The organism is uncultured Methylibium sp., from assembly GCF_902826655.1.
GTDB lineage: Bacteria > Pseudomonadota > Gammaproteobacteria > Burkholderiales > Burkholderiaceae_C > Methylibium.
The window spans coordinates 1-16586 of the sequence record NZ_CADEFR010000068.1; the positions used below are offsets into that span (position 1 = coordinate 1).

13 protein-coding genes are annotated in these 16586 nt (G+C 70.7%); 7 read left to right on the forward strand and 6 right to left on the reverse strand.

Translation table 11 applies throughout. The features are described from left to right. A partial coding sequence (locus tag QZV97_RS17970) for a methylmalonyl-CoA mutase family protein (RefSeq protein ID WP_295645750.1) occupies positions 1 to 2614 on the reverse strand: 2614 nt, incomplete at its 3' end. 191 nt (positions 2615 to 2805) lie between these two features. Between QZV97_RS17970 and QZV97_RS17975 the strand changes: the two genes are divergently transcribed. Further along, the gene (locus QZV97_RS17975; protein ID WP_295645752.1) at positions 2806 to 3771 is read left to right on the forward strand and encodes a hypothetical protein; all 966 of its coding nucleotides are present in this window, start codon (positions 2806 to 2808) and stop codon (positions 3769 to 3771) included. A 10-nt stretch (positions 3772 to 3781) separates the two neighbouring features. Continuing rightward, positions 3782 to 4579 (forward strand): type III pantothenate kinase, encoded by a 798-nt coding sequence (locus QZV97_RS17980; RefSeq protein WP_295645755.1) that lies wholly within the window; start codon positions 3782 to 3784, stop codon positions 4577 to 4579. On the opposite strand, the gene hslU is transcribed toward QZV97_RS17980, so the two are convergent. The 5 genes from hslU to QZV97_RS18005 form a co-directional block, all read right to left on the reverse strand. Next, positions 4569 to 5909 (reverse strand): ATP-dependent protease ATPase subunit HslU, encoded by a 1341-nt coding sequence (hslU, locus tag QZV97_RS17985; RefSeq protein ID WP_295645758.1) that lies wholly within the window; start codon positions 5907 to 5909, stop codon positions 4569 to 4571. The genes QZV97_RS17980 and hslU overlap by 11 nt on opposite strands. Before the next feature lie 51 nt (positions 5910 to 5960). Next, on the reverse strand, positions 5961 to 6515 hold the full coding sequence (gene hslV / locus QZV97_RS17990; protein WP_295645761.1) for an ATP-dependent protease subunit HslV: 555 nt from the start codon (positions 6513 to 6515) through the stop codon (positions 5961 to 5963). A gap of 66 nt (positions 6516 to 6581) precedes the next feature. Beyond that, the gene (locus QZV97_RS17995) at positions 6582 to 8390 is read right to left on the reverse strand and encodes an STAS domain-containing protein (protein WP_295645765.1); all 1809 of its coding nucleotides are present in this window, start codon (positions 8388 to 8390) and stop codon (positions 6582 to 6584) included. Positions 8391 to 8427: 37 nt separating this feature from the next. Further along, the gene (dksA, locus tag QZV97_RS18000; RefSeq protein WP_295645770.1) at positions 8428 to 9375 is read right to left on the reverse strand and encodes an RNA polymerase-binding protein DksA; all 948 of its coding nucleotides are present in this window, start codon (positions 9373 to 9375) and stop codon (positions 8428 to 8430) included. Between the two features lie 122 nt (positions 9376 to 9497). Further along, the gene (locus QZV97_RS18005) at positions 9498 to 10535 is read right to left on the reverse strand and encodes a GTP-binding protein (protein ID WP_295645773.1); all 1038 of its coding nucleotides are present in this window, start codon (positions 10533 to 10535) and stop codon (positions 9498 to 9500) included. A 179-nt stretch (positions 10536 to 10714) separates the two neighbouring features. On the opposite strand from QZV97_RS18005, the gene QZV97_RS18010 reads away from it, so the two are divergent. The 5 genes from QZV97_RS18010 to QZV97_RS18030 all read left to right on the forward strand — a co-directional run. Next, positions 10715 to 11611: a transporter associated domain-containing protein gene (locus tag QZV97_RS18010; RefSeq protein WP_295645776.1), complete on the forward strand. Its 897-nt coding sequence runs from the start codon at positions 10715 to 10717 to the stop codon at positions 11609 to 11611. Further along, positions 11608 to 13161, forward strand: a complete 1554-nt coding sequence (gene lnt / locus QZV97_RS18015; protein WP_295645779.1) for an apolipoprotein N-acyltransferase — start codon at positions 11608 to 11610, stop codon at positions 13159 to 13161. Before QZV97_RS18010 ends, lnt begins: the two co-directional genes overlap by 4 nt. A gap of 89 nt (positions 13162 to 13250) precedes the next feature. After that, the gene (locus tag QZV97_RS18020; protein ID WP_295645782.1) at positions 13251 to 13988 is read left to right on the forward strand and encodes a hypothetical protein; all 738 of its coding nucleotides are present in this window, start codon (positions 13251 to 13253) and stop codon (positions 13986 to 13988) included. 63 nt (positions 13989 to 14051) lie between these two features. Then, positions 14052 to 15512, forward strand: a complete 1461-nt coding sequence (locus tag QZV97_RS18025; protein ID WP_295645785.1) for a cytochrome P450 — start codon at positions 14052 to 14054, stop codon at positions 15510 to 15512. A gap of 278 nt (positions 15513 to 15790) precedes the next feature. After that, the coding region (locus QZV97_RS18030; protein WP_295645788.1) for a glycine--tRNA ligase subunit alpha at positions 15791 to 16586 on the forward strand (796 nt) is incomplete at its 3' end.

The window sequence follows — 16586 nt, forward strand, 5'->3', positions numbered from 1 at the left end:
GGCCGCTGGTCTGGACGTGGTACTTGAGCTTCTGGCTGCGCTCGTTGGCGCCGTACTTCTCGCGCATGCTCACCGCCCAGATGCGGCGCGCGACGCGGCCCAGCACCGTGTACTCCGGGTCCATGCCGTTGCTGAAGAAGAAGCTCAGGTTGGGCGCGAAGTCGTCGATGTGCATGCCGCGCGCGAGATAGGCCTCGACGAAGGTGAAGCCGTTGGACAGCGTCATCGCCAGCTGCGAGATCGGGTTCGCGCCGGCCTCGGCGATGTGATAGCCGCTGATGCTCACCGAGTAGAAGTTGCGCACCTTATGGTGCACGAAGTACTCGGCGATGTCGCCCATCACCTTCAGGCTGAACTCGGTGCTGAAGATGCAGGTGTTCTGGCCCTGGTCTTCCTTCAGGATGTCGGCCTGCACCGTGCCGCGCACGTTCTCCAGCACCCAGGCGCGGATCTTCGCGGCCTCGGTGTCGGTCGGCTCGCGGCCGTTCTCCTGCTTGAACTTCGCCAGGTTCTGGTCGATCGCGGTGTTCATGAACATCGCCAGGATCGACGGCGCCGGGCCGTTGATCGTCATGCTGACCGAGGTGCTCGGGTTGGTCAGGTCGAAGCCGTCGTAGAGCACCTTCATGTCGTCGAGCGTCGCGATGCTGACGCCCGAGTTGCCGACCTTGCCGTAGATGTCGGGCCGGACCGCCGGGTCATGGCCGTAGAGCGTGACCGAGTCGAAGGCGGTGCTCAGGCGCTTGGCGTCCATGCCCTGGCTCACCACCTTGAAGCGCCGGTTGGTGCGGAAGGCGTCGCCCTCGCCGGCGAACATGCGTGTCGGGTCCTCGCCCTCGCGCTTGAAGGCGAACACGCCGGCGGTGTAGGGGTAGCTGCCCGGCACGTTCTCCAGCATCAGCCACTTCAGCAGCTCGCCGTGGCATTCGTAGCCCGGCAGCACGACCTTGCGGATCTTGGTGCCCGACAGCGAGGTCGTGACGAGCGCGGTGCGGATCTCCTTGTCGCGGATCTTCACCACGTACTCGTCGCCGGCATAGGCCTTCTGCATCTCGGGCCATTGCGCCAGCAGCTTGCGGGCGTCGGCATCCAGCCGGGCATCGCGGGTCCTGGCGAGGTCGTTGGCCGCATCGGCCGCCTTCGGCTTGTCGGGCTTGCCGACCGTCAGCATCGCGGCGGCGGCGCGCAGCTGCTGGATCTCGCGGGCGAGATGCGCCTGCGCCAGGGCGCGCTTCTTGTAGCCGCGCACGGTGTCGCTGATCTCGGCCAGATAGCGCACCCGCGCCGGCGGCACGACCGGGGTCTGGTTGCTGCTGTGGCGCACGTTCACGGTGGGCAGCCGGGGCTCGCCGAGCTTCAGGCCCAGCGCCTTCAGCCGCACGGCCAGCGCCTGGTAGAGCGCCGTCACGCCGTCGTCGTTGAAGCGGCTGGCCATCGTGCCGAACACCGGCATCGCCTCGGGCAGCTGCTTGAAGGCCTCGCGGTTGCGCTGCACCTGCTTGCTCACGTCGCGCAGCGCGTCGGCCGCGCCCTTGCGGTCGAACTTGTTGATCGCCACGAACTCGGCGAAGTCCAGCATGTCGATCTTCTCGAGCTGGCTGGCGGCGCCGAACTCGGGCGTCATCACGTACATCGGCACGTCGACATGCGGCACGATCGCCGCGTCGCCCTGGCCGATGCCCGAGGTCTCGACGATCACCAGGTCGAAGCCGGCGGCCTTGCAGGCGGCGATCACGTCGGGCAGCGCGGCGCTGATCTCCGAGCCGGCCTCGCGGGTGGCGAGCGAGCGCATGTAGACGCGCGGGCCGGCCTGCCACGGGCCGATCGCATTCATGCGGATGCGGTCGCCGAGCAGCGCACCGCCGCTCTTGCGACGCGAGGGGTCGATCGAGACGACGGCGATCCGCAGCGCGTCGCCCTGGTCCAGCCGCAGCCGGCGGATCAGCTCGTCGGTCAGGCTGGACTTGCCGGCGCCGCCGGTGCCGGTGATGCCGAGCACGGGCACCCGGGCCTTGCCGGCCGCCACGTGCAGCGACTTCCTCAGCGCCTCCGGCGCCGAGCCGTTCTCCAGCGCGGTGACCAGTTGCGCCAGCGCGCGCCAGGCCGCCTCGCCATGGCCCTGGATCGCCTTCAGGTCGGCCGGCGCATGGACCGTCAGGTCCTGATCGCAGCGCATCACCATCTCGCCGATCATTCCGGCGAGCCCCATGCGCTGGCCGTCCTCGGGGCTGAAGATGCGCACGCCGTGGTCGGCCAGGTCGCGGATCTCGGCCGGCACGATGACGCCGCCACCGCCGCCGAAGACCTGGATCCGGTCGCCGCCGCGCGCGCGCAGCAGTTCGACCATGTACTTGAAGTACTCGACGTGCCCGCCCTGGTAGGAGCTGACCGCGATGCCCTGCGCGTCTTCCTGCAGCGCCGCGGTGACGACCTCGTCGACCGAGCGGTTGTGCCCGAGGTGGATCACCTCGGCGCCCATGCCCATCAGGATGCGCCGCATGATGTTGATCGACGCGTCGTGGCCATCGAACAGCGAGGCCGCGGTGACGAAGCGGACCTTGTGCGTCGGGCGGTAGTCGGCGAGCGCCTTGAATTCGGCGGACAGGTCGGTCATCGGGAACTCCAGGCGGGCGCGGCGGCAGAGGTTGTTGACGTTAACGTAAACGTCAATCTGTGGCAAGCCGGCGGCCCCCCGCAGAACGGCCGGCGGGCGTCGTTTCCTTGACGCATTGGGCGCCCCGGACGCCCTGCAGGCCCCGGCGGCCGCGGCGAACCGCGCCACAATCTGCGGCAAGGTTTCCTACGATGAGCGTCCCGTCCCCATCTCCCGTCAAGACCGAACTCGGTCAGGACGAGTTGCGCCGCCGCACGCGCAAGCTCGGCCAGCGGCACCGGACGGTGCTGCTGCTGGTCGACGGCAAGCGCAGCCGGGACGAGGTCGTGGCCCTGGCGCAGCAGGCCGGCGTGACCGCCGGCTACTTCGACGAGCTGGTCGCGATGGGCCTGGTGGAGGTGGCCGCCCCGGCGGCCGAGCCCGAACCGGCGACACCGCCCCCGCTGTCCGCGGCGCCTGCGCCCGTCGATCCCGTGGCGGTCGAGCTCGCGCCAGCACCCCCCCCGGCGCCGCTCGTGGCCGAGGCGCTGCCGGAGGAAGAGCCTGCGATGGCGGTCATTGCCGCCATCGACCTGCCGGTGCTGACGCCCCTGGCCCGGGGCGAGCCGGTGCCCGATCCGGTCGTGCCGCCTGTCTCGGCGGCGCCGCCGCCGGTCGAGGCGGTGGGTACGGCCGAGCCGGCGCGGCCGGCCAAGGTCAAGTTCGCGCCGCCCAAGTACAAGCCCAAGCCGGCGGCGCGCGTCTCGGCGCCGGCGCCGCTGCTGCCCCTGCCCGAGGCGCCGGTGCTGACGCCTGCCCAGCGGCCTGCCCAGCGGCCCGCGAAGCGCGCCGCCTCGCTGCCACCGCCCGCACCGGCCCGTGCCCCGGCGCCGGTGGGCGACGGCACCGAGGAGGGACTGCTGTCCGAGGTGCGCAGCCTGCTGATCGGCACGCTGCTCGTCGACGGCCCGGTCATGAGCTCGCTGACCGCGCTGCGCGTCGGGCGCGCGCGCACCCGCTATGAACTCATCGAACTGGTGTGGCAGATCGAGCGCAGCCTGGTGCAGGCGCGTCGGCCGCGCGAGGCCCAGGGTCGGCTGATTCGCGCGCGCGAGCTGCTGGGTCTGGGCAATACCCTGGTCGACGAGGACACCAGCCCGGGACCGCACTCCGAATGAGCGTGCGCCCATGACACTGCTGGCCATCGACATCGGCAACACGCGGCTGAAGTGGGCGCAGTACGCCTCCTGCGAGCTCGGCCGCGAGCCGCTGGCGCACGGCGCGCTGTTCCTGGAGACGATCGACCAGCTCGACGAAGGCGACTGGGCGCGGCTCGCGCCGCCGGCCGCGATGATCGGCTGCTGCGTCGCCGGCGACTCGGTGCGTCATCGGGTCGAGGAGCAGCTCGAGATGTGGGACGTGACGCCGCGCTGGGTCGTGTCGAGCGCGGCCGAGGCCGGCGTCGTCAACGGCTACGACCATCCGATGCGCCTGGGCAGCGACCGCTGGGTGGCGCTGATCGGCGCGCGTGCTCGCCTGCTGGCCGGCGGCCGGCGCGGGCCGGTGCTGGTCGTCATGGCCGGCACGGCGGTGACGGTCGACGCGCTGGACGCCGACGGGCGCTTTCTCGGCGGCCTGATCCTGCCCGGCCACGGCATCATGCTCAAGGCGCTGGAGGCCGGCACGGCCGGCCTGCGCGTGCCGACCGGCGAGGTGCGCGAGTTCCCGACCAACACCAGCGACGCGCTCACCAGCGGCGGCACCTACGCCATCACCGGCGCGATCGAGCGCATGCACCGCCAGCTGCGGCGCCACAGCGGTGAGACGCCGCACTGCTACGTGACGGGCGGGGCCGGCTGGAAGGTCGCGCCGGCCCTCGGCATCGGCTACGAGCTGATCGACTCGCTGATCTTCGACGGCCTGCTGACCATCGCCGCCGGCCGCGCGGCGCGGCGGCACAGCGACTGGGGCCAGCTCACAGGATGAAGCGCGACAGGTCCTCGTCGACCGCCAGGGCCCCGAGCCTGGCATCGACGTAGGCAGCGTCGATCCGCACCGTCTGGCCCGCGAGCTTCGGCGCGTCGAAGCTGACCTCGTCGAGCAGGCGCTCCATCACGGTCGACAGGCGGCGGGCGCCGATGTTCTCGGTGCGCTCGTTGACGTCGTGCGCGATCTGGGCGAGGCGCCGCACACCGCCGGGCTCGAAGTCCAGCGCCAGGCCCTCGGTCGCCAGCAGCGCCTGGTACTGGCGCGTCAGGTTGGCGTGGGTCTGGGTCAGGATCGCCTCGAAGTCGTCGACGCTCAACGGGCCGAGCTCGACGCGGATCGGGAAGCGCCCCTGCAGCTCCGGGATCAGGTCGCTGGGCTTGCTCAGGTGAAAGGCGCCCGAGGCGATGAAGAGGATGTGGTCGGTCTTGACCGTGCCGTGCTTGGTGCTGACCGTCGTGCCCTCGACCAGCGGCAGCAGGTCGCGCTGCACGCCCTGGCGCGAGACCTCGGCCGTGCCGCCGCCGTCGCTGCGCGAGGTCACCTTGTCGATCTCGTCGATGAAGACGATGCCGTTCTGCTCGGCGGCCTGCAGCGCCTGGGCCTTGATCTCGTCCTCGTTGACGAGCTTGGCAGCCTCCTCGTCGATCAGCAGCTGGCGCGCCTCGGCGATGCGCAGCTTGCGGGCCTGGCGCCGCGCCTGGCCGAGGTTGGCGAACAGACCCTTCAGCTGCTCGGCCATGTCCTCCATGCCGGGTGGGCCGAGCAGTTCGACCGCGGGGCGCGCTTCGGCCAGCTCGATCTCGATCTCCTTGTCGTCGAGCGTGCCCTCGCGCAGGCGCTTGCGGAAAGTCTGGCGCGCCGTGCTGTCGGCGGCAGGGGCCGCGGGCGTCAGACCGAAGCCCGGGTGCCCGGACGGCGGCGGCAGCAGCGCGTCGAGCAGCCGTTCCTCGGCGGCGTCCTCGGCGCGCGTGCGGTGCGCGCGGATCGCCGCCTCGCGGGTCTGCTTGACCGCCACGTCGACCAGGTCGCGCACGATGGTGTCGACATCCTTGCCGACGTAGCCGACCTCGGTGAACTTGGTCGCCTCGACCTTGATGAAGGGGGCGTCCGCCAGCCGGGCCAGGCGCCGCGCGATCTCGGTCTTGCCGACGCCGGTCGGCCCGATCATCAGGATGTTCTTCGGCGTGATCTCCGGGCGCAGCCTGTCGTCGACCTGCTGGCGCCGCCAGCGGTTGCGCAGCGCGATCGCGACGGCGCGCTTGGCATCCTTCTGGCCGACGATGTGTCGGTCGAGCTCGGAGACGATCTCCTGCGGCGTCATGTTCATGGGGTTGTCGGCGATCGGTGATCAGTGATCGGTTGAGAACGGCATTGCCGATCACTGATCACCGATCACCGAAGTCAGCACTTCGACGGTGTGGTTCTGGTTGGTGTAGATGCACAGCTCGCCGGCGATCTCGAGCGACTTCTTCACCAGCTCGGGGGGCGGCATGGCCGTGTGCTCGAGCAGCGCGCGCGCGGCAGCCTGCGCGTAGGCGCCCCCGGAGCCGATCGAGATGATGCCGTGCTCGGGCTCCAGCACGTCGCCGTTGCCGGTGATGATCAGCGAGGTCTCACGGTCGGCCACGGCCAGCATCGCCTCGAGCCGCCGCAGCACGCGGTCGGTGCGCCAGTCCTTGGTCAGCTCGATCGCGGCACGCGCCAGGTGGCCCTGGTGCTTCTCGAGCTTGGCCTCGAAGCGCTCGAACAGCGTGAAGGCGTCGGCCGTCGCCCCGGCGAAGCCGGCCAGCACCTGGTCCTTGTAGAGCTTGCGGACCTTGCGCGCGCTGGCCTTGACGACGATGTTGCCGAGCGTGACCTGGCCGTCGCCGCCGAGCGCGACCTCGCGGCCGCGCCGCACGCTGACGATGGTGGTGCCGTGATACGAGTCCATGTCAGGGAGATCGGGGCCGCAGCCGCCGGTTTCAAGCGCCCGGCCCGCGCGGCCCGGCTGCGCGGCTTAGATGTTGCGAACCTTGACGCGCGCGTGCTCGTTGATGCCCATCGCGTTGAAGAACAACGCCAGCAGGCGGTGGGCGTCGTCGAAATGCACCAGCCGGTTTTCGCCGCGGCGATGCAGCACCCAGTTCAGCAGGTCGCCGGCGGCGACGAAGTCCATGCGGATCAGCCGGGCGCAGTTGACGTTGACCACGGTGGCCGCACCGAGCTGGCCTTCCAGCAGGCGGAGGACGTTGCCGATGTCGCCGACCAGCTGGCCCGACAGCTCGACCGCCGAAGTCCGCAGACCGCCGGCCTCCTCGATCACCTGCGACTCGGCGAAGCCGGTCGACACGTCGGTGACCATCGCGCGCGACGACAGCGTGATGCCGGTCGAGTCGGCCATCTTGACGATGCAGGACGACTTCTCCCACGACGGGGGCGAGACCTCGTAGGTTACGCAGTAGTCGATCGCGACCTCGTCGAACTGGTCGGGGCGGTTGGCCAGTCGCAGGGACTCGAGGCGCAGCAGCCAGTAGACCGGGTCGGAGTCGCGCACGCCGGTCGGTGCGGTGTCGGTCAGCAGCTTGAGCAACTGATCGAAGCCGATCCAGCGCATCTGGATCTTCTGCGTCGCCCAGTGGCGCATCAGCTCGCTGAGCTCGTTGCAGGCCTGCGGCTCCGCGCTCCGCAGCGAGCCCCAGTCCAGCACCCAGGGCATCGGCATCTGCAGCGTCTTGGCGCGCAACTGGCTCACGGCCTCGACGTCGAGCAGGGCGGGAGCGACCCAGCCCACCGCACCCTCGACGCGCACGGCGCTGGGCGTGCCGGCCGCTGCCGCAGCCGCCGCCTCGGCGGCCACCAGCTGGGGGATCGAGAACCACTGCGGCGCCGACCAGCCGAAGCGCTGCACGTAGTCCAGCGCCAGGCTCTCGAAGGGCTGCTGCTGCCCGGTCGCCCGGTAGAGGTCGAACAGCACCAGCCAGGTCTCGGCATGGTTGGCGCGCTCGCCATCGGCGCCGATCAGGCCCGTGATCGATCGCTCGCAGGACTCGAACTCGGCGTTCGCGAAGGAGATCACCGCTTCGTCGAGCTCGGGGTCGTGCGCGATCTCGTTGACCTCGACCGCGAAGGGATTGTTGAAGTCCGAGCCGGCCTGCGGCCCCAGCGCCGGCCGTGCCGGCGCCCTGGCCGCGGGCGCCGGCGGTGTGGCCGCCAGCGGAACCGGTGCCGACGGCCAGTCGAGCCCGTTGCCTGCATCGGGGGCGGCAGCGGCGGCTGCCGGCGTGGCGGCCGCAGGCGCCAGCGGTGCGGGTGCCGGCGCGGCCGCAGCCGGCGCCACCTGGAAGGGCTCGTTCATCGACGGCGCGTGCTCGTCGAAGCCCCCCTGCACGGTCGGCGCGTTGTAGAACGAGGGCGGGTGCGAGGACGTGGTCGTGCGACGGGCGATGACCTCGCCTTCCATCTGCTGCTCGATCTCGTCGATCTTCGCCTTGACCGCGGCATCGTCGGGCCGGGCCACGCTGTTGGCGCGCGGCTGGTCGGAATCGTCGAGGTCCGAGCCCTGGAGCGCGGCCAGGCCGTCGGGCGGCAGGCCCTCGCGGCGGATCTTGCGCAGCATGTCGAACTCGCGCTTGCGCACGAAGTCGTTGCGTCGCTTGCGCTCGATCATCGCCTTGAGCTCGCTCTTGGCGTAGCCGCTCTGCAGCGCCTCTTCCTGGTTGGTGTTCGAGTTGATCTCGGCCCAGTCCGTGGCCGGATTGGCGACGAACTTCACCACCTTGCGGAAGAAGCTGCTGCCGCCCTTGGCGTCGGAATCGGCGTCGGCCATCTGCTCAGGTCCGGTCGTGGGGCGGCGACGTGCGGCGTCAGTCGCCGAACATCTTCTGCTTCATCTCGCGGCGCTGCTGCGCCTCGAGCGAGAGCGTCGCGGTCGGACGGGCCAGCAGGCGGCCCAGGCCGATCGGCTCGCCGGTCTCGTCGCAGTAGCCGTAGTCGCCGGCCTCGATGCGCGCGATGGACTGCGAGATCTTCTTCAGCAGCTTGCGCTCGCGGTCCCGCGTGCGCAGCTCCAACGCGTGCTCTTCCTCGATCGTCGCGCGGTCGGCCGGGTCGGGCACGATGGACGTGTCCTCGCGCAGGTGCTCGGTGGTCTCGCCGGCGTTGTCGAGCAGGTCGTTGCGCTGCTGCATCAGGCGCACGCGGAAGAACTCGAGCTGCTTGTCGTTCATGTACTCGCTGTCGGGCATCGCCATCAGCTCGTCTTCGCTCAGGTCGCGGCCGGCCTTGGTCTTCCAGACGTTGGCGAGCTTCGGGTCGATCTTGCGCACCGGCCGCGGCAGGTCGATGACGTTGCTGGCCGGCGGGCGGCTCGGCGGCGGCAGGGGGATCGACGGCGGGTGCGTATCGACCGACACGGTGGGCGCCGACTTGGCGCTGCGCAGGCGGGTCGGCGTCTTGGTGGCTGCCGGTGCGGGGGTCGCTTGGGGAGGAGTCGTCGGAGGCACGGGCGGGGCGGACGCTTTCTTCGTGACGGGGGCGGGAGCCGGCTTCTTGGCGGCCGGCGCGGGTTTGGCGCTCGCCTTGACGGCGGGCTTGGCAACAGGCTTGGCCGCGGGCTTCGGCACCGGCTTCGGGGCCGGCTTGGCAGCGGCCTTCTTGGCCGCCACCGGCTTCTTCGCCGCAACGGCCTTCTTGGCCGGCGGCTTGGCCACCGGCTTCTTGGCAGCCGCCTTGACCGGCGGCTTCGCGGCCGCCTTCTTGGGCGGCGCCTTGGCCGACTTCTTTGCTGCGGCCTTGACCGGGGTCTTGCTCACGGCGCGAATCTCCTCACGGCAGCTTTATACCTGCTCCATCGGGCATGGCCAGAAGCTCATGCCGGATTCGAGAGCGGCGGATTGTAGCCACCTGTGTCGCGGCTGGCGGGGCGGGTGGACCCTCAGGCCAGGCATTGCTCCAACCCGTGGAGGAACAGGTCCCTGGGCAGGTCGATGCCGATGAAGACCATCTTGCTGCCGCGCGTCTCGCCGTCGGCCCAGGCCGGCCCGACGTCGCTGCCCATCAGCTGGTGCACGCCCTGGAAGATGACCTTCTTGTCGAAGCCCTGGACCCGCAGCACGCCCTTGTAGCGCAGCATCTTGGGGCCGTAGAGGTTGACCATCGTCCCCAGGAAGTCCTCGAGCTTGGCCGCGTTGAACGGCCGGTTGGAGCGGAACACGAAGCTCTTCACGTCGTCGTCGTGGACATGGTGGTGCGGGTGGTCGCAGTGCTCGCCGTGCTCGTGATCGTGGTGATCGTGCCCGTGGTGATCGGGGGCGTCGGCGTTCAGGAACTCCGGGTCGATGTCGAGCTTGGCGTTGAGGTTGAAGCCGCGCAGGTCGAAGACGTCCTTGATCGGCACCTCGCCGAAGTGCACCGCCTTCAGCGGCGCGCGCGGGTTCATGTGCTTGAGCCGGTGGATCAGGGCCTCGGTCTCTTCCTTCGCGACCAGGTCGGTCTTGGACAGGAAGAGCTGGTCCGCGAAGCCCACCTGGCGGCGCGCCTCCTGGCGGTCGTCGAGCTGCCGGTCGGCGTGCTTGGCGTCGACCAGGGTCAGGATCGAGTCGAGCAGGTAGCTCTCGGCGATCTCGTCGTCCATGAAGAAGGTCTGTGCCACCGGGCCGGGATCGGCGAGGCCCGTCGTCTCGATCACGATGCGGTCGAAGTCGAGCTCGCCCTTGCGCCTGCGGGCCGCCAGGTCGGACAGCGTGGCGCGCAGATCCTCGCGGATCGTGCAGCAGATGCAGCCGTTGCTCATCTGGACGATCTGTTCCTTGGTCTCGGCGACCAGGATGTCGTTGTCGATGTTCTCCTCGCCGAACTCGTTCTCGATCACGGCGATCTTCTGGCCGTGAGATTCGGACAGAACTCGCTTGAGCAGGGTCGTCTTGCCGGAGCCGAGGAAGCCGGTGAGGATGGTGGCGGGGATCAGTGACATGAGGCGGGACCGATGGGCAGCAGAAGTCAGGAGTGCCCAGCTGAGGGTGGGCGACTGTCGATCAAGGCCCGGGCACTGTCAAGCAAGCCTCGGGCCGGGGCGCGGATCGTAGCGGGCGGTGGAGACCGCCATGACGCTGGGGTATTCTCGGAATCGTTCCCACTACCGGCACCGCCCCAGTGTCCGAGCCTCAACCAGGTCGGCCCGCCCGCGCGGGCGACAAGGCGTCGCTCTCATCCGACAAGCGCAGCCTGTTCGAGCGCGTGGTCGAGTTCCTCTCGCCCGGCCCGGACTCCAAGGACGAACTGATCGAGACCCTGGCCGATGCCGAGCTCAAGGAGCTGATCGAGCCCGAGTCGCGGATCATGCTCGAGGGCGTGCTGCGGATGGCCGACATGACGGCCGGCGACGTGATGGTGGCCGCGCCGCGCATGGACCTGCTGGACATCGACGCCCCCTACGACGAGCTGCTCGCGGTGGTCATCGACACCGGCCACTCCCGCTTCCCGGTCTTCGAGGGCGAGCGCGACCAGGTCATCGGCATGCTGATGGCCAAGGACCTGCTCAAGCTGCAGCGCGCCCCCGAGCTCAACCTGCGCGCGCTGCTGCGCCCGGCCGTCTTCGTGCCCGAGACCAAGGGCCTGAACGAACTGCTGCGCGACTTCCGCTCCAACCGCAACCACCTCGCCATCGTCATCGACGAGTTCGGCAAGACCGCCGGCCTGCTGACCATCGAGGACGTGCTCGAAGAGATCGTCGGCGAGATCGAGGACGAGTTCGACGACAAGGACGGCGAGTCCGGCGTCTTCACGCTGGCCGACGGCAGCCAGCGCGTCGCCGGCGACGCCGCCATCGCCGAGGTCAACGCCGCCTTCGCCAGCCAGCTGCCCGAGGACGCCTTCGACACCATCGGCGGCCTGGTCGCCCACGAGCACGGACGCGTGATGCGCCGCGGCGAGACGGTCGACGTCGGCGGCCTGCGCTTCTCGGTGATGCTGGCCCGGGGCGGCGCGGTGCGCTGGTTCAAGGTCACGCGCGCCGAAGGCCCGGCCGACGCCGGCGAGCCCGCGGCTTGACGCGGTTGCCGCGCCCGGCCGGCGGCTGGCCGCTCGGCATCGAGCTGACGGTGGCGCTGGCGGCCGGCGCGCTCCACGCGCTGCCGTTCGCGCTGACGCGGCTGGGCTGGCTGCAGATGGCCTGCGTCGCCGTGCTGGCGTGGCGGGTCGGCGCGGCCGGCGGACCTTGGCGGGCGGCGCTGCTGGGCGGCGCGTTCTCCACCGCCTGGCTGGTCGGCAGCGTCTGGTGGCTCTTCATCAGCATGCACCGCTACGGCGGCCTGCCGGCCTGGATGGCCGCGCTGGCGGTGCTGGCGCTGTGCGCCTTCCTGGCGCTCTACCTCGCCGCGGCACTGGCGGCCTGGGTGCGCTGGCGGCCGGGCCGGCCGGCCGGCGACGCGCTGCTGTTCGCGGCGCTGTGGCTGCTGGCCGAACTGGCGCGCGGCCTCGTCTTCACCGGCTTTCCCTGGGCCGCCGCGGGCTATGCGCACGTGGACGGGCCGCTGGCCGGCCTGGCCGCCTGGGTCGGCGTGTACGGCATCGGCGCCGTGTCGGCCGGCGTCGCGGCCCTGGTGGCCGGCGCCGTCGATGCGGCCGGCCGTGCACGCTGGGCCGCCATGGCGGCCGCGCTGCTGCTGTGGTTCGCGCCGCTGGCGCTGCCGCAGCGCTTCACCGACCCGGCCGGCACGCTGTCGGTCGCGCTGATCCAGGGCAACGTGCCGCAGAACGAGAAGTTCGTGACCGAGCTGCAGCCCGAGGCCCTGGGCTGGGCGCTGCGGCAGATGGTCGATGCGCGCGCGCAGCTCGTCGTCGCGCCCGAGACCGTGATCCCGCTGCTGCCTTCGCAGCTGCCCGACGGTCTGTGGGAGCAGCTGCGCGCTGCCTTCGCCGACGCAGGCCGCGCTGCGCTGATCGGCGTGCCGCTGGGCGACCCGGCGACGGGCTACACCAACTCGGCGGCCGGCCTGTCGCGCGAGTCGGCGGCGCTGACCGGCGGCCACTACCGCTACGACAAGCACCACCTCGTGCCCTTCGGCGAGTTCATCCCCTGGGGCTTCCGCTGGTTCGTGGCGATGATGGACATCCCGCTCGGCGACTTCAACCGCGGGCCGCCGGCGGCGCCCTCGTTCGAGACCCAGGGCCAGCGCATCGGTCCCAACATCTGCTACGAAGACCTGTTCGGCGAGGAGCTGGCCGCACGCTTTGCCGATCCGGCGCGCGCGCCGACGGTGCTGGCCAATCTCAGCAACATCGCCTGGTTCGGCGACACGGTCGCCATCTCCCAGCACCTGCAGATCTCGCGCATGCGCGCGATCGAACTGCAGCGCCCGATGATCCGCGCCACCAACACCGGCGCCACGGCGCTGATCGATCACCACGGCCGCGTCGTGCGGGCGCTCGCGCCCCATACCCGCGGCGTGCTCGAAGGCGAGGTCGAGGGCCGTCAGGGCAACACGCCCTATGCCGACTGGGCCGGGCGCCTGGGCCTGGGGCCGGCGATCGGTCTGGCCCTCGCGGTCGTCGTCGCGGCCGCCGCCTGGCGCCGTCGCCGCGCCCTCGCCGCTGCCTGAACCGGGCCTGAACGGCCGCTGAACGCGGCGCGTCGGCGCGCGGCGCAGGGCATCGACGCCGGTAGAGTCCAAGGACAGGAGAAATTCCCATGTCCCGACCCTTGAAGAATCTGTTGCCGTTGATCTTTGCCGCCTGCGGGGCGACGGCCCACGCCGACCCGGCCGACTACATCTTCAGCCCCATCGTCGAGAAGGGCGAGCGCGAGATCGACAGCAAGGCCGGCATCGCCCGCGACCGCGACGGCCGCAGCTTCTGGGGCGGCAAGCTCGGCGTCGAGTACGGCTTCACCTCGTGGTGGGCGGCCGAGGCGACCGTCAACTTCGGCCGCGAGCTCGGCGAGTCGACGCGCGTGCTGTCGCTGGAGTGGGAGAACCGCTTCCAGCTCACCGAGACCGGCAAGCATCCCTGGGACATCGGCCTGCTGTTCGAGGTCGAGCGCGAACGCGAGTCGTCCGAAGGCTACGAGCTGCGCTACGGTCCGCTGCTGCAGATGCAGTGGGGCGCGGTGCAGGGCAACCTCAACCTGCTGTTCGAACGGCGCGTCGGGGCCGACGAGCCGCAGGAGCCGACCGAGTTCGGCTACCAGTGGCAGCTGCGCCACCACGCCGGCGGCCGCGTCGACTGGGGCGCGCAGGGCTTCGGCAAGCTCGGGCGCTGGGACCACTGGGCGCCGCGGCGCGAACAGTCGCACATCCTCGGGCCGGCGCTGTTCGTCAAGCTCGGCGACGACGACGACGACGGCGAGTTCGAGGCCGGGCTGCTGGCCGGTACCGGCGGCGCGGCGCCGAAGCTGACGCTGCGGTTGCAGGCCATGATTCCCTTCTAGGGCTCGCGTCGGCGGGCGCGGCGCGCAGAATCCGGCCGTCCGCAGCCGACCGGAGGTCCGCGCATGTCGACCTTGCCCGAAGTGCCCGTCGCGCCCGCCGAAGGGGCGCCGCCGCCCGCGCGTTGCGTCGCCGACCTGTCCGGACCGCGCCGCTGGCCGGTCGTCGGCAACCTGCTGCAGTTCGATCTGCCGAACCTGCACCGGCAGATGGAGGACTGGGCCGATGCCTACGGCCCCACCTACCGGCTGCGTGTCGGTCCGCGCGACGCGCTGGTCGTATCGGACGCCGAGACCATCGCCGCCGCGCTGCGCGACCGGCCCGACACCTGGCGCCGCATGCGGCCCATCGAGGCCGTGATCCGCGAGAGCGGCGGCCACGGCGTCTTCTCGGCCGAGGGCGACGACTGGCGGCGCCAGCGCCGGCTCGTGATGAGCGCCTTCGACCCGGCGCACCTGAAGCGCTTCTACCCGTCGCTGCTGCGTGTGACCGAGCGGCTGATGACGCGCTGGCGCGAGGCCGCGCGGCGCGGCGAGGCCATCGATCTGCAGGCCTCGCTGATGCGCTACACGGTCGACGTGACCACCGGCCTGGCCTTCGGCGTCGACCTCAACACCATCGCCGCGGCCCACCCGCTGCAGGAGCACCTGGACAAGATGTTCCCGATGCTGTTCCGCCGCATCAACATGCCCTTCCCGTACTGGCACTACGTGCGCCTGCCGATCGACCGCGACTACGACCGCCACCTCGTGCACGTGCACGAGGCGGTGCGCGGCTTCGTCCGCGCGGCACGGCAGCGCCTGCAGGACGAACCGATGCGCCGCGAGCAGCCGGCCGACCTGCTGGAGGCGATGCTGGCCGCGCGCGACGCCGACGGCAGCGCGCTGACCGAGGAAGAGGTCGCCGGCAATGTGCTGACCGTCCTGCTGGCCGGCGAGGACACCACCGCCAACACCCTGGGCTGGGCCCTCTGGCTGCTGCACACCCACCGCGGCGACTGGCAGGCGGTCGTGGCCGAGGTCGATGCCGCGCTCGGCGGCGAGCCGCTGCCGCCCAGCTTCGACGCGGCGCGCGGCCTCGACCGCATCGAGGCCAGCGTCAACGAGGCCATGCGGCTCAAGCCGGTCGCGCCGCTGCTCTTCCTCGAGGCCAACCGGCCGACGCGCATCGCCGGCTTCGACGTGCCGCGCGGCGGGCCGCTGTTCTGCCTGATGCGCAAGGCGGCACTCGACCGCAAGCTGGCCGACGACATCGCCGACTTCCGACCCGGCCGCTGGCAAGGCGGCGCCGAGGGTCGCGAGCGGGGGACGCAGAAGGCCAGCATGCCCTTCGGCGCCGGCCCGCGGCTGTGCCCGGGCCGTTACCTCGCGCTGCTGGAGATGAAGATGGTGCTGTCCATGCTGGCGCGCAACTTCGAGCTGATCGAGGTCGGCCCGGACGGCGGCGGCGCGCCGCGCGAGCGGCTCGCCTTCACGATGTTCCCGGTCGGGCTGAAGATGCGATTGGCGGAGCGGCAGTTGCACTGAACTGCCTTCGCATGCGCGCCGGCGAGCGAGCCGTCAACGCGGCCTGCGGCGCTGTACTCCGCTCATGTCCTCCGAGTCGGGCTGCGCCCGCCTCTCCCCCTTTACTTCGCTCCGCACAGCACCACAGCCCGCGTCGCCGGCCAGAAGGTGCTGTTCAAGCGATCGAAGAGCAAGACGGGTGAAACGTCGCCCTCGGCTCGCTCGGGGTCGCCACCTAGAATCGTGACCCAACGGTGGCATGCCAAGTTGCATGTCGCGGCTCCCCGAGACTTCAGACGATGCTGAGCTTCCAGCAAATCATCCTGCGCCTGCAGCAGTACTGGGCCGACCAGGGCTGCGCGCTGCTGCAGCCCTACGACATGGAGGTCGGCGCCGGCACCAGCCACACCGCGACCTTCCTGCGCGCCCTCGGCCCCGAGCCCTGGAAGGCCGCCTACGTGCAGCCCAGCCGCCGGCCCAAGGACGGCCGCTACGGCGAGAACCCCAACCGCCTGCAGCACTACTACCAGTACCAGGTGGTGCTCAAGCCCGCGCCGAGCAACATCCTGGAGCTCTACCTTGGCAGCCTCGAGGCGCTGGGCTTCGACCTCAAGGCCAACGACATCCGTTTCGTCGAGGACGACTGGGAGAACCCGACGCTCGGCGCCTGGGGCCTGGGCTGGGAGGTCTGGCTCAACGGCATGGAGGTCACGCAGTTCACCTACTTCCAGCAGGTCGGCGGCATCGACTGCCGGCCGATCACCGGCGAGATCACCTACGGCCTGGAACGCCTGGCGATGTACCTGCAGGGCGTCGACAACGTCTACAAGCTGCGGTGGACCGAGGGGCTGAGCTACGGCGACGTCTACCTGCAGAACGAGCAGGAGCAGAGCGCCTACAACTTCGAGCACAGCAATGTCGAATTCCTGCTCAGCGCCTTCACGGCCCACGAGGGCAACGCGAAGGCGCTGATGGAGCAGCAGCTCGCCTTGCCCGCCTATGAACAGGTGCTGAAGGCCGCGCACACCTTCAACCTGCTCGACGCGCGCGGCGCCATCAGCGTCACCGAGCGCGCCGCCTACATCGGCCGCATCC